Genomic DNA, 13,714 nt, shown 5'->3' on the forward strand with positions numbered 1-13,714 from the left:
AACAACTCGAAGAATCAGTCAATTCCTGGCATGGTGGGCCCATGGCTGATCGGGGAGCGAGTGGTGCCCTGTCACTCCCGGACAACAGGCTCGCCCACCCGGATCCGATCCTGGCGCTCAACCGCATGGGCACGTTCGACTGGGATCTGGACACCGGTCACTTCCACATGGACGCCCAGGCCCACGAGGTGTTCGACCTCCTCCCCGAGGAGTACGACGGCCGCCCGGAGTCCCTGAACCTCCGGGTACCCCCGCCGGAGGCCGTCCGGCTCGACGCCGTGGTCGCCCAGGCCATCAAGGACGGCAGCGAGAACTACGGCGCCTACTTCCGCATCCGCCGCCGCGACGGCTCCCCGCGCTGGACCCACACCCAGGGCTACATCCGGCGCGACGAGACCGGCCGGCCGCGCCGGGTCGTCGGCATCGTCCGCGACGCCACCCAGGAACTGGCGGACAGCGAGGCGCGGAGCCTGCGGGACGCCCAGGACCAGGCGTTCCGCCGGCAGACCAACGTCGTCCAGGTGATCACCGCGGCCCTCGCCCACGCCCGCAGCGTCCAGGACGTCATCGACGTCCTCAAGGACGCCCACGGCGTACGGCACCTCGGCGCCGCCAGCCTGGTCATGGGCCTGGTCGAGGCCGGACGCATCCGGCTGGTCGCCGAGGGCCCGGCGGGCAGCTTCGTCCCCGGTACCCGGATCACGCGCACCGACGAGCCCTACCCGATGAGCGAGGTGGTACGGACCCTCAGCCCGCGCTTCATCGAGTCCCCCGAGGAGTTCGCCCGGGGCTACCCGATCCTCTGGCCGCACCTCACCGACCTGCAGATCACCTCCGCCGCCTATCTGCCGCTCATCGCCCAGGCCCGCCCGATCGGTGCCATGGGCCTGCTCTACAGCGACCGGCGCGGCTTCTCCAGCGAGGAACGCGCCGTACTGGTCGCGCTCGGCAGCAGCATCGCGCAGAGCATGCAGCGGGCCATGCTCTACGAGCAGGACAAGGACCTGGCCCAGGGCCTGCAGCAGGCGATGCTGCCGCGCACCATCCCGAGCGTGCCCGGCGCCGACGTCGCCGTCCGCTACCGGGCCGCCACCGCCCGGGGCGGACTCGGCCGGGACATCGGCGGCGACTGGTACGACCTGATCCCGCTGCCCGGCGGGCGGGTCGGCGCGGTCATCGGTGACGTCCAGGGCCACGACACCCACGCGGCGGCCGTCATGGGCCAGCTGCGGATCGTGCTGCGCGCCTACGCCGCCGAGGGCCACACCCCGGCCGCCGTGATGGCCCGCGCCTCCGTCTTCCTGCACGAACTCGACACCGACCGCTTCGCCACCTGCCTGTACGCCGAGGCCGACCTGTCCACCGGGGTCGTCCAGGTGGTCCGCGCCGGCCACATCGACCCGCTGATCCGCCGCACCGACAACACCTGCCGCCGCATCCCGGTCGACGGCGGGCTGCCGCTCGGTCTGTCCGCCGAGTTCGACCGGCTGGAGTACCCGGTCTGCACGGTCGAGCTGGACCCCGGCGAGACCCTGGTGCTGTGCACCGACGGGCTCGTCGAGCAGCCGGGCGCCGACCTCGACGACGGGCTGCGGGCGCTGGTCGCGCTGATCGAGGTGGGCCCCGACGATGTGCGCGACCTCGCCGACCGGCTCATCGACGTGGCCGAGGAACGCGGTGGCGACGACGACGTGGCCCTGCTCCTGCTGCGCCGCCGGGTCCCGGACGGTGCCCGGTCCGGCGGCCGCTTCCAGCAGCACGTGGCCGCGGGCGACCCCGAGGCGCTGCGGCTGGCCCGGCACATGGTCCGCTCGGCGGTCCGCTCCTGGGGCGCCGCGGACCGCGCCGACGAGGTGGAACTGGCCGCCGACGAGCTGATCACCAACGCACTGATGCACACCGAGGGCGCCGCGGTCGTCACCCTGAGGGTCCTGTCCGGCAGCGGCCGCAGGCTGCGCGTCGAGGTCGAGGACTCCTCCAGCGCCCTGCCCCGCCGCAGGGACGCCGGGGAGTCGGGCGTCTCGGGACGCGGCCTGCTCCTCGTCGACCGGCTCGCGGACGTGTGGGGCGTGGAGGCGCGCGGCGGCGGCAAGGCGGTGTGGTGCGAGTTCCTGGTGCCGGAGCGGACCGGACCCCCCGCCTGACGGCCCGCCTGGCGCTGTCGGTGCCCGGTGGCACCCTGGACGTATGCCGGAACTGCCCGAGGTCGAAGCGCTCAAGGACTTCCTGACCGAACACCTGGTCGGCCACCAGGTCGTGCGGGTGCTGCCGGTCGCCGTCAGCGTGCTGAAGACGTACGACCCCCCGATCGGCGCCTTCGAGGGCAGCGAGGTCACCGCCGTGCGCCGGCACGGGAAGTTCCTCGACCTGGAAGGCGGCGCCGGTCTGCACTTCGTGACCCATCTGGGCCGGGCCGGCTGGCTGCACTGGCGGGACCGGCTGCCCGACGGGCCGCCGCGCCCCGGCAAGGGGCCCCTCGCGCTGCGGGCCGCCCTGGAGACCGGCGAGGGCTTCGACCTGACCGAGGCGGGAACCCAGAAGCGCCTCGCGGTCTACGTCGTACGGGATCCGCGTGAGGTGCCCGGCGTGGCCCGCCTCGGCCCGGACCCGCTCGCCGACGAATTCGACGAGGCCCGCCTGGCCGCGCTGCTGAAGGACGAGCGCCGGCAGATCAAGGGCGCCCTGCGTGACCAGAGCCTGATCGCCGGGGTGGGCAACGCCTACAGCGACGAGATCCTGCACGCGGCCCGGATGTCCCCGTTCAGACTCGCCGCCTCCCTCGCCCCCGAGGACGTCCACCGGCTCCACCAGGCGCTGCGCTCGACCCTCGGCGAGGCGGTGGAGCGCTCCCGGGGCGTGGCGGCCGGCCGGCTGAAGGCGGAGAAGAAGAGCGGCCTGCGCGTCCACGGCCGCACCGGCGAGCCCTGCCCGGTGTGCGGGGACACCGTCCGCGAGGTCTCCTTCAGCGACTCCTCGCTGCAGTACTGCCCGACCTGCCAGACCGGAGGAAAACCGCTGGCCGACCGCCGGCTGTCCCGCCTGCTGAAGTAGCCGGTACCCGGCCGGTGCCGGCCCGGGCCTACTCGACGCCGAGGCTCACCAGGTGCCCGCCGTCGGAGGTGCGCACGTCGTAGTGGTCGATCTCGCCGGTGCGCATCGAGGAGCCGCCGTGCATGGTGTTCACGGCGCCGTCGTGGCCGGGCACCATCCAGCTGGTCACCACCTGCTCGGAGCCGTCGTGGCCGACGGCGACCAGCCGGCAGGAGTGCGGGCCCGAGACGTCCTTCACCTGCAGCTCGACCTGGCTGCCGTACTCCTCGTCCTCGGTGCGGACCTGCGCCCACACCCCCGACTTCGCGTCGGTCGCCGCCGTGACGCGCACGGTCGGGCCGTCCTGATGGCCGGCGTACGCCATGATCCCGGGACCGGCGACGGCGAACACCACCGAGGCGGCCAGGCCGTACAGCAACCGCCGGCGGCCCGCCCGGTGCCGGGTGGCGATGTCGCCGAGCAGCCGGTCCAGCAGTCGCGGACCGGGCTGCGCCATGGGGTGCACGAAGCGCGGCGTGGCCCGCCGGTACAGCATCAACTGCCGTGCCGCGGGGCCGAATTCGGTCACGTGTGCCGCGCAGCGAGGGCACTCCATGAGGTGGTCCTCGAAGCGGAAGGCCTCCGCCTCGTCCAGCACGCCGAGCGCGTACGCGCCGACGTCGCGATGCCTTTCCAGGGACCTCATGCCGAATCCTCGTGCCGAAGGGTGTGGGTGGGGTTACTCCTTGCTCCCACCCGTACGCAGCCGACAGCCGAATCACTCAAGCCACCTACAGAAAGACAGCCAGGAGATTCGGAGCGGCCGGCCGCGCGGATTGGTCCCGGTGGAAAAAAACTCCGGCCCCGCGGGATCCGCCTCGGAAGGGCCCCGCGGGATCCGTCTCGGAAGAGCTCAGAAGAGATGGATGGCGAGGTGCCCCAGGGGCAGTCCGAGCCGCCAGGCCGGGGTCCACACCTTCGGCCCGTCGTCCTCGCCGAACACCGCCCCGCCGCCGGGTACGGCGTCCAGGTCGGGCGCGAGCAGCTCGGTCTCCTCCAGCCAGCGCCAGGCGTCGGCGGCCAGCGCCAGGTCCGGCGCGGGGCCGGCGGTACGGGCCGCCTCGGCGGCCAGGTGGGCCATGCGCTCGCCCACCCACTCCTGCCACGGCTGGTCGTACGCGGTCAGCGACAGCCAGTTCTCCAGCTGGGAGACGACCCGGATGCCCGAGAGTTCGCCGTCGGTGTCGGACAGGAAGACGGTGAGCGCCAGCGCGTCCCGGCCGGCCCGGAACTCGAAGGACGTGGGCGGCATCAGATCACCGGTGCGCAACAGCTCGTCGGCGATGTACTCCGCGTACAACCAGGCCATCGGAACGGCCAGTTCGCCACCGCCCGTGCCGTCCGTGCTCTCTTGACCTCTGTGCAGCATCCCTTCCTGCCTTCCTCCGGTGCGTGCGCGTCGCCCGACCCCCGGACCTGGCCCCCGTCCGGAACACGGATGAAGACAGCTGATTGCCCCGACACGGTCCACAGCAAGGCGCTTTGCGAAGGCTTTGCGCAGGGCTCGGTTTCATCCCAGGTCGGCCGTGTATCCCGGAAGAACCCGGCGCAGGGCGCGCAGCGCGTAGTACGCGCGCGACTTCACGGTACCGGGTGGAATTCCCAGGGTTTGCGCCGCTTCCGCCACACTGGCCCCCAGGAAGTACAGGAGCACCAGGACGTCACGGTGCTCGGGCGTGAGTGTCTTCACAGCCTCCCGGACGTCGAGCGTCGTGGCGGCCCGCTCGGCGTGGTCGGCGATCACCCGCGCGTTCTCCGGGACCTCGTGTCCGGCCTCGGGCGGCCGCGCCAGCCGGGCCCGCCGGGCGTCGATGGCGAGCCGCCGGGCGACGGTCAGCAGCCAGGGCCGTACGGAGTCGAAGGCGTCGGCGCGCAGGGCCTCGGGATGCTGCCAGGCGCGCACCAGGGTCTCCTGCACGAGGTCCTCGGCGCGCTGCCGGTCGCCGTCGGAGAGCCTGAGCAGCAGCGCGAAGAGGGGGCGGCCGTGCTCGCGCTGGAGCGCGGCCAGCTCGTGCTCGGCGGTCGTCGTCCCGTCGGGAAGGGTGGTTCCGGCCGTCATGGCCGTATGGCACCGCGGGGTGCGTCCGGGGGACAGGGGGCGTGCCCGGATCTGCGACGGACGGTCGATCGCGTCGGTGAACGGTCCTCCGCCGGGCGGTGGAGGGCACCGGACGGGTTAATGATCCCGGGGAAGTCGTTTGCGAAGGGACCCAGATTCGTACCCATTTAATCGGTAAATACGAACCCTTGGGGTGAGCTGATGATCGCACGCAGACACCAGGTGGCCCTGGCCGTGACCGCCCTCCTCACGGCGGCGGCCGCCTGCCAGAACCACGAGCGGCAGGTCTCCGCCGCGGCCGGACTGCCGGCGCCGCCCGCGGCCGCCCGCGGTTTCACCCTGGTCGCCTCCGGTGACGTCCTGCCGCACGCCTCCGTCGTCGACCGGGCCGCCTTCGACGCCGGCGGCAGCGGCTACGACTTCCGCCCGATGCTGGCCGGCGTCGAACCCCTCGTCTCCCACGCCGACCTGGCCCTGTGTCATCTGGAGACCGTGCGCGACACCGCCGACGGCCGCCCCGCCGCCACGGCCACCCCGAAGCTGGCCGAGGGACTCGCCGCGAGCGGTTACGACGCCTGCTCCACCGCCTCCGGCCACGCCCTGGACGACGGCGCCCCCGGTATCCGCGGCACCCTGGACGCCCTGGACCGGGCCGGCCTCAGGCATTCCGGAACCGCCCGCACCCAGGCGGAGGCGCGCTCCGTCACGCTGCTGCAGGCGGGCCCCGCGAAGGTGGCACACCTGTCCTACACCGCGGGCACCGGCGGCATCGCCCTGCCGTCCGGCCGGCCCTGGGCGGTCAACCTGATCGACGAACGGCGCATCCTCGCCGACGCCCGCGCCGCCCGGCGGGCCGGGGCCGACGTGGTGGTCGTCTCCCTGGACTGGGGCACCGAGGGCCAGGACGCGCCCGACCAGCGGCAGATCGCCCTCGCCCAGCACCTCACCGCCGCCCGCACCGACGGCCGCCCCGACATCGACCTGATCCTCGGCGGCGACGCCCACGTCCCGCAGCCCTACGAGAAGGTCAACGGCACCTGGGTGGTCTACGGCCTCGGCGACGAGGTCGCCGGCGAGATGCGCGACGCCCGCGGCGCCCGCGACCCGCGCGCCGACGAGTCGACGATCGCCCGCTTCGCCTTCGCCCCGCCCGCCGCCCCCGGCGACCGCTGGCAGGTCACCCGCGCCGAGTTCGTCCCGCTCGCCTACGACCTCGACGCCGGCCGGGTGGTCGACCTCGACCGGGCGATCGGCGAGGGCGCCGACCTGGTCGCCGTGCGCGACCGGATCAGGGACGTGGTGCTCGCCCGCGGGGCCGCCAAGGACGGGCTGGTCCTCGGGGAGTGATCACTCGGTGGGCCGCTGTGCGGCCAGCACCGACCGTTTGTACGAGTAGCCGAAGTAGATCACACAGCCGATGGCGAACCACACGACGAACCGCACCCACGTCTGCCACTGCAGGAAGGTGATCAGCCAGACCGAGAAGACCACGCCGAGCGCGGGCACGAACGGCATCCACGGCGTACGGAAGGTGCGCGGCAGGTCCGGCTGCCGGTAGCGCAGGACGATCACCGCCGTGCACACCACCACGAACGCCAGCAGGATGCCGATGTTGGTCAGCTCGGCCGCCTCGCCGATCGGCACGAACCCGGCGAGGACGGCCGAGGCCGCCCCCACGATCCACGTCACCCGCGTCGGCACGTGCCGCGTCGGATGCGTCTTCGCGAACCACCGGGGCAGCAGCCCGTCCCGGGACATGGAGAACCAGACCCGGGTCACCCCCAGCATGAACGTGAACATGACGGTCAGGATGCCGATGATCGCGCCCACCGCGATCACGTCCGCCAGCCCGCTCAGACCCACCGACTTGAACGCCGTCGAGAAGCCGCTCTCCGGGTCGATGTGCCGGTAGTTCTGCATGCCGGTCAGGACCAGGCAGGCCGCCACGTACAGCACCATCGAGATCGCCAGCGAGTAGACGATCGCCTTCGGCATGTGCCGCTGCGCGTCCTTCGACTCCTCGGCCGCCGTCGACATGGCGTCGTACCCGAAGACCGCGAAGAACACGGTCGCCGCCCCGGTGAACGCCCCGCTGATCCCGAACGGGAAGAACGGGTGGTAGTTCCCGGTGTCGATGTGGAACACACCGACACCGATCACCAGCAGGACGACCAGGACCTTCAGCGCGACCACGAACGTCTCGAAGCGGGCCGCGCTGCGGATGCCCAGGTTGAGCAGGTAGGCGATCAGCAGGCACAGCACGGCCGCGAACAGATCGACCCGGTGGCCGTCCCCGGTCCCGGGCGCGCCGAGCATCCAGTGGGGCAGCCTCGCACCCATCTCCTCCACCAGGAACGAGAAGTAGCCGGAGATCCCGATCGCCACCACCGCCACGATCGCGGTGTACTCCAGCAGCAGGTCCCAGCCGATGAACCAGCCCGCGAACTCGCCGAGCACCGCGTACCCGTACGTGTAGGCGGACCCCGCCTTCGGGATCAGCCCGGCGAACTCGGCGTACGACAGCGCGGCGCACGCGCTCGCCAGGCCGGCGATGAGGAACGACACCAGCACCGCCGGACCGGCCGTCCCGTTGGCCACCGTGCCGGCCAGTGTGAAGATCCCCGCGCCGATGATGCCGCCGACGCCGATCGCGGTCAGCTGCGCCAGGCCCAGCGACTTGTCCAGGCGGGTGCCCTCGCCGACCTCGCTGGCTTCGATGTGCTCGATCGGTTTGCGCCGGAGAATGCCCTCACCCGCACGGAGCTTGGCCATGCGTCTCACCTCTTCGCCTGTGGCAACGGGCTGACGGCGGATCATGATGGCTCAGGGGTGCCCCGCACGGAAGACGCCACGCACGGGTCCCGGGCGCCTACGACACCCTGTGTGCCCCGCACGTACGCGCCCAATCCCGGCGACGGCGCGGCCCTACGGTACGACGGTCACCGGCCACCGCCCCGCCTTCACCAGGCGCACCGCCACCGAGCCGACGATCCGGTGCCCGGCCTGTTCCGAGGCGCCCACCACCACCGCGTCCGCCGTCAGCTCGTCCGCCGCCTTCACCAGTCCGGCGTATGGGTCACCACGGAAGGTGTGGAACTCCCAGCGCACGTCGAATATCCCCTTGCTGCGCTCCGCCGCCTCCCGGATCTCCGCGATCAGGTCCTCGGCGATCCGGTCCGTCGTCTCCGCCACCGGCGCGCCCATCGCCGCCCCGGCCGCCAGCACCGGCTGCACGTACACCAGGGCGAGCAGCGCATGCTGCCGCCGGGCCAGACCGCCCGCGTACGCCGCCGCACGGAGGGAGGAATCGGAACCGTCCACTCCGACCACGATGACCTTCGGCCCGTCGGTGCCCCGCTCGAACCGGTGCCCGTGCCGCTCATGCTGCTCGTGCTGTTCCGTCACGGCCGTGAGGCTATCGGAAACCCCAGGTCCCGCCGGAGCACGGGCCCGCTCGACGGGCGGACCACCCCGGGCCTTCCTAGAGTCGGAACCATGACTGCCACCGTGGACCCCGCCACGGGAACGGACGCCACGGGCCCGGCCCGCACACCCGCCGGCGGCCGGCTCGGCCGGGTACCGGAGGCCTTCGCGACCTTCTTCGGCGCGCTCGGCCTGCTCTGCGCCCTGCTCGCCTTCATCGCCCCGCTGCGCCGTGCGCTCGACCCGCTCGTGCACGCCCTGGACCTGCTCGTCGTCCCGGTCAGCGCCAACCTCGCCTACGCCGTCTTCCTCTTCCTGCTGGCCGCCGCGACCGGCGCCCGCAAGAAGATCGCCTGGTGGCTGGTCGTCGTCTACCTGGGCCTGCTGGTGCTCACCAACGGGTTGGGCGTGGCGCTCGGCATGTACGCCGAGTCGCTGCCGTCGTTCGTGGTGTGCGCACTGGCCCTCTCCCTGCTGGTCGTGGCGCGCGGGGAGTTCTACGCCGCCTCCCGCCGCGGCGCCGTGTGGCGGGCGCTCGCCGTGCTGCTGGGCGGCCTGGCCGTGGCGATCCTGGCCGGCTGGGGCCTGGTGTCGCTGTTCCCCGGGTCGCTGCCCGAGGGCCAGCACCTGGCCTGGGCCGCCGACCGGATCTGCGGCGGCCTGGTGTCGAACAGCTCCTTCTCCGGCCGGCCGCCCCGCCGCGTGACCTTCGTGCTCGGGCTGCTCGGCGCGCTCGCGCTGCTGAACGCCGCCGCCGCCCTGTTCCGCTCGCAGCGCCTGGAGGCGGCCCTGCACGGCGACGAGGAGCCCCGCATCCGCGCCCTGCTCGCGGCCTACGGCACCCGGGACTCCCTCGGCTACTTCGCCACCCGCCGGGACAAGGCCGTCGTCTTCTCGCCGAGCGGCAAGGCCGCCGTCACCTACCGGGTCGAGGCCGGCGTCTGCCTGGCCAGCGGAGACCCGGTGGGCGACCCGGAGGCCTGGCCGCACGCCATCGCCGCCTGGCTCCACGTCGCCCGCCGGCACGCCTGGGCGCCCGCCGTGATGGGCGCCTCCGAGGACGGCGCCACCGCCTACGCCCGGGCCGGTCTCGGCGCCCTCCAGCTCGGCGACGAGGCGATCCTGAACGTCGCCGACTTCGACCTGGACGGCCGCGACATGCGGGTCACCCGGCAGGCCGTGCACCGCGTCCGCCGCACCGGCGCCACCTGCCGCGTCCGCCGCCACGCCGGCCTCACCGACGAGGAGATGGAGGAGGTGATCGACAAGGCCGACGCCTGGCGCGACACCGAGACCGAGCGCGGCTTCTCCATGGCCCTGGACCGGCTCGGCGACCCGGCCGACGGCGACTGCCTCCTCGTGGAGGCGATCGGCGCGGACGGCAGTCTGCTCGCCCTGCTGTCCTTCGTACCCTGGGGCCGCGACGGCATCTCCCTCGACCTGATGCGCCGTGACCGCAGCGCCCCCAACGGCGTCATGGAGTTCATGGTCGCCGAACTCTGCGCGGCCGCACCGAAACTGGGAGTGCGCCGGGTCTCCCTCAACTTCGCCGTGTTCCGCTCCGCGTTCGAGGAGGGCGCCCGCATCGGCGCCGGCCCCGTCCTGCGCCTCTGGCGCCACCTGCTGCTGTTCTTCTCCAAGTGGTGGCAGCTGGAGGCCCTCTACCGCTCCAACGCCAAGTACCGGCCCGAGTGGTTCCCGCGCTTCCTCTGCTACGGCGACGCCGGCTCCCTCGCCCGCATCGGCCTGGCCTCCGGCATCGCCGAGGGCTTCGTCTCCGTACCCTCCCTGCGCAAACTCTGGGGAAAGGGGCACCCGAAGGGCGGGCAGCGGCCCGCGACCACCGAGGGCCTGCCGCCCCTGACGGCGCTCGGCCTCGACGGAGGGGACCAGGCCGGACCCGTCGCCCCGGACGCGGGCCTGCCCGACCAGGTCCGCGTCCGGTACCGCACCCTGGACCGGCTGCGCGCCGACGGCACCGACCCCTATCCCGTCGGCGCCCCCGCCCCCACCCACGCCCTCGCCGACGTCCCCCGGGGCGCCGAGGTCACCGTGGCCGGACGGGTCATGCTGGTCCGCGACTTCGGCGGCATCGTCTTCGTGGTCCTGCGCGACTGGTCCGCGGACCACCAACTCGCCCTCACCCGCGCCGGATCCGGACCCGCCCTCGACCGTTTCACCGCCGACACCGACATCGGCGACCACATCACCGCCACCGGCCGCGCCGGCCTCAGCGACAAGGGACAGCCGACCGTCTTCGTCACCTCCTGGCAGCTCACCGGCAAGTGCCTGCGCCCGCTGCCCGACAAACACCGCGGCCTCGCCGACCCCGAGGCCAAGGTCCGCCGCCGCTACCTGGACCTGGTCACCAGCCCCGACGCCCGCGCCGTGCTCCGCGCCCGCTCCGTCGCCGTGCAGGCCCTGCGCCAGGGCCTCCTGGACCGCGGCTACCTGGAGGTCGAGACCCCGATGCTCCAGCAGATCCACGGCGGCGCCCACGCCCGGCCCTTCACCACCCACATCAACGCCTACGACCTCGACCTCTATCTGCGCATCGCCCCGGAGCTGTATCTCAAGCGGCTGTGTGTGGGCGGCCTGGAGAAGGTGTTCGAGCTGGGGCGGACCTTCCGCAACGAGGGCGTCTCCTACAAGCACAACCCCGAGTTCACGATGCTGGAGGCCTACCAGGCCTTCGCCGACTACGACGTGATGCTCGACCTCACCCGCGAGCTGATCCAGGGCGCCGCGACGGCCGCCTTCGGATCACCGGTGGCCCGCAAGGACGGCCGGGAGTACGACATCTCGGGTCCCTGGCCGGTCCGGACCGTCTACGGCGCGATCTCCGAGGCACTCGGGGAGGAGATCGACCCGGGCACGGAACCGGCCCGGCTGCACCGGCTGTGCGACCGGGCGGGCGTGCCGTACCTCCCGGACGGCGGGCACGGCGACGTGGTCCTGGAGATGTACGAGCGGCTCGTCGAGGAACGCACCCAGCTGCCCACCTTCTACAAGGACTTCCCCACCGACGTCTCCCCGCTCACCCGTCAGCACCGCACCGACCCACGCCTCGCCGAACGCTGGGACCTCGTCGCCTTCGGCACCGAACTCGGCACCGCCTACTCCGAACTCACCGACCCCGTCGAGCAGCGCCGGCGTCTCACCGCCCAGTCCCTGCTCGCGGCCGGCGGCCACCCCGAGGCCATGGAACTCGACGAGGACTTCCTCCATGCCCTCGAATACGCCATGCCACCCACCGGCGGCCTCGGCATCGGCGTCGACCGGCTGGTCATGTTCCTCACCGGCCTGACCATCCGCGAGACACTGCCCTTCCCCCTCGTGCGCCGTCGCTGACACCCGCTCACTGCGCCGACCGGGTGCATTCCGGCCGCCGCACCGGTGCGGGTGCGGTGCGCCGCAGTCCTGTGGGGCGAGTGATGAGACATGCAGAAGGATCAGTTGCTCACGCGGCGCCGGGCCCTGCTCGCCGGCGCGGCCGCTCTGGGGGCCGCCGGCGCGGCCGGACTGCTCATCGAGGGCACCGGCGACGAGGAGCCGGCACACGGTGCCGCCGCCGCGGGTCCACAGGCCCGCCAGGCCCTCACGCCCTCCGCCTACCGCCTCCAGCCACTGGCCGGCTACGGATCCCCACGCGCCGAGCCGGGCCGGCTCAAGGTGCGCCGCGAACCCATCCTGCGCGTCTCCGGACGCGGCCGCACCATGGTGCTCACCTACGACGACGGACCCGACCCCCACTACACCCCGCACATCCTGGACACCCTCGCCGCACACGACGTGCGCGCGATGTTCTTCGTGTGCGGCGAGATGGCCGTCGAGCACAAGGAACTGCTGGCCCGGATGGCCGACGAGGGACATGTCGTCGGCAACCACACCTGGACGCACCCGCTCCTCACCCAGCTGGGCCGGGCCGAGATCCGCGACGAGATGGAACGCACCAGCGACGTCATCGAGGACGCCTACGGGGAACGCCCGCAGTGGTTCCGGGCGCCCTACGGGGCCTGGAACCGGGCGGCGTTCCAGCTGGGCGCCGAGATGGGCATGGAGCCGATGGCCTGGACCGTCGACTCCACCGACTGGATGACCCCCGGCACCTCCACCATCGTCGACCGCGTCGAGAGCGGCGCCGGTCCCGGCGTCGTCGTGCTCGACCACGACGCCGGCGGCGACCGCTCGCAGAGCGTCCGGGCGATCCGGGAGTACCTCCCCTATCTGATCGACTCCGGCTACCACCTCACCGTGCCGCCCCGCCGCCGCACCTGACGGGGCCGCGGCCGCCCGGCCGGGGCGCCGAAGACGCTCAGCGGACCTCGGCCAGACGGGCGAAGACGACGACGTTGCCGTCGTACCCGTGCTGCTTGGAGAAGCCGCCGCCGCAGGTGATCACCCGCAGTTCCGGTGCGCCCTTCGAGCCGTACACCCGGTCCCCGGGGAAGTTGCTCTTCGCGAAGACCTCGATCCCGTAGACCTCGAAGACCGCGGTCCTCCCGTCCCTGCGCAGGACCTCGATGCGATTCCCCTTCTTCAGCGCCCCCAGTTCGTAGAACACCGCGGGGCCCTGCTGGTTGTCGACGTGCCCGACGATGACGGAGGTGCCCTTCTCGCCCGGCGAGACGGCGCCGCTGAACCAGCCCGCCAGGTTGGGGTCCGCCGGCGGGGGCGCGGCGACCCAGCCATCCGAGTCCAGGCCCACCGGCAGCACCGGCGCGTCGACCCGGATCGAGGGGATCCGCACCCGGTCGACCTGTGAGAACGGCAGCGGATCCGGTGCCCTGACGAAGGTGCCCGGGGTGGCCCGGCTGTCCGGCGCCACCGCGGCGGCGGGCTGCGGAGGGCCGACGTCGAACTCTCCCGAGCCATTGCGGATCAGTGCCAGACCGGTCAGCAGGACCAGCGCTATCACGCCCCAGGGGGCGCGCTTCCTCAGCCGCTCCTCCTCTTCTGCGGTCCGGACCGGGAAGGACGCGGAAATCCGCCATTCCGTCGCGACCCGGCCGCCGCCATGTCCGTAGCGCATGGGAAAACGCTAAGTCCCGCGCACACATCCGGCGACGGGACGGTGGGCGAACGGGTGGCCCGCCCGTCTTCCGGTGCGCCATCCGAGTTGCCGATCCGAGGAAATTTCTG

At 72.8% G+C, this 13,714-nt stretch carries 11 protein-coding genes; 5 read left to right on the top strand and 6 right to left on the bottom strand.

Annotated features, from left to right (window positions below; genetic code table 11):
- The first annotated feature begins 41 nt into the window (after positions 1-41).
- On the top strand, positions 42-2,144 hold the full coding sequence (locus ACFYMM_RS20920) for a SpoIIE family protein phosphatase (RefSeq protein ID WP_388388628.1): 2,103 nt from the start codon (positions 42-44) through the stop codon (positions 2,142-2,144).
- 43 nt (positions 2,145-2,187) lie between these two features.
- Positions 2,188-3,051: an Fpg/Nei family DNA glycosylase gene (locus ACFYMM_RS20925; RefSeq protein WP_388388630.1), complete on the top strand. Its 864-nt coding sequence runs from the start codon at positions 2,188-2,190 to the stop codon at positions 3,049-3,051.
- A 28-nt stretch (positions 3,052-3,079) separates the two neighbouring features.
- Here ACFYMM_RS20925 and ACFYMM_RS20930 read toward each other — a convergent pair whose 3' ends face one another.
- The 3 genes from ACFYMM_RS20930 to ACFYMM_RS20940 all read right to left on the bottom strand — a co-directional run bounded on the left by ACFYMM_RS20930 (position 3,080) and on the right by ACFYMM_RS20940 (position 5,149).
- Positions 3,080-3,736 (bottom strand): zf-HC2 domain-containing protein, encoded by a 657-nt coding sequence (locus ACFYMM_RS20930; RefSeq protein WP_388388632.1) that lies wholly within the window; start codon positions 3,734-3,736, stop codon positions 3,080-3,082.
- Between the two features lie 207 nt (positions 3,737-3,943).
- Positions 3,944-4,459 carry a hypothetical protein gene (locus ACFYMM_RS20935; protein ID WP_388388634.1) on the bottom strand — a complete coding sequence of 172 codons (516 nt, stop codon included), beginning with the start codon at positions 4,457-4,459 and terminating at the stop codon, positions 3,944-3,946.
- Positions 4,460-4,600: 141 nt separating this feature from the next.
- On the bottom strand, positions 4,601-5,149 hold the full coding sequence (locus ACFYMM_RS20940) for a sigma-70 family RNA polymerase sigma factor (RefSeq protein WP_388388635.1): 549 nt from the start codon (positions 5,147-5,149) through the stop codon (positions 4,601-4,603).
- Between the two features lie 201 nt (positions 5,150-5,350).
- Between ACFYMM_RS20940 and ACFYMM_RS20945 the strand changes: the two genes are divergently transcribed.
- Positions 5,351-6,496, top strand: a complete 1,146-nt coding sequence (locus ACFYMM_RS20945; RefSeq protein ID WP_388388637.1) for a CapA family protein — start codon at positions 5,351-5,353, stop codon at positions 6,494-6,496.
- Here ACFYMM_RS20945 and ACFYMM_RS20950 read toward each other — a convergent pair whose 3' ends face one another.
- Positions 6,497-7,921 carry an amino acid permease gene (locus tag ACFYMM_RS20950; protein WP_388388639.1) on the bottom strand — a complete coding sequence of 475 codons (1,425 nt, stop codon included), beginning with the start codon at positions 7,919-7,921 and terminating at the stop codon, positions 6,497-6,499. It abuts the gene before it with no gap.
- 153 nt (positions 7,922-8,074) lie between these two features.
- Positions 8,075-8,554, bottom strand: a complete 480-nt coding sequence (locus ACFYMM_RS20955) for a universal stress protein (protein WP_388388641.1) — start codon at positions 8,552-8,554, stop codon at positions 8,075-8,077.
- Between the two features lie 90 nt (positions 8,555-8,644).
- Here ACFYMM_RS20955 and lysX point away from each other — a divergent pair, with 90 nt between their 5' ends.
- Positions 8,645-11,923 carry a bifunctional lysylphosphatidylglycerol synthetase/lysine--tRNA ligase LysX gene (gene lysX / locus ACFYMM_RS20960; protein WP_388388643.1) on the top strand — a complete coding sequence of 1,093 codons (3,279 nt, stop codon included), beginning with the start codon at positions 8,645-8,647 and terminating at the stop codon, positions 11,921-11,923.
- Between the two features lie 90 nt (positions 11,924-12,013).
- Positions 12,014-12,850, top strand: a complete 837-nt coding sequence (locus ACFYMM_RS20965) for a polysaccharide deacetylase family protein (RefSeq protein WP_388388644.1) — start codon at positions 12,014-12,016, stop codon at positions 12,848-12,850.
- A 37-nt stretch (positions 12,851-12,887) separates the two neighbouring features.
- Here ACFYMM_RS20965 and ACFYMM_RS20970 read toward each other — a convergent pair whose 3' ends face one another.
- A complete protein-coding gene (locus ACFYMM_RS20970) occupies positions 12,888-13,604 on the bottom strand; it encodes a class F sortase (RefSeq protein WP_388388646.1) in 717 nt (238 codons plus the stop codon).
- Positions 13,605-13,714: the final 110 nt, after the last annotated feature.

The sequence above is a fragment of the Streptomyces sp. NPDC006739 genome, assembly GCF_042869815.1.
Lineage (GTDB): Bacteria > Actinomycetota > Actinomycetes > Streptomycetales > Streptomycetaceae > Streptomyces.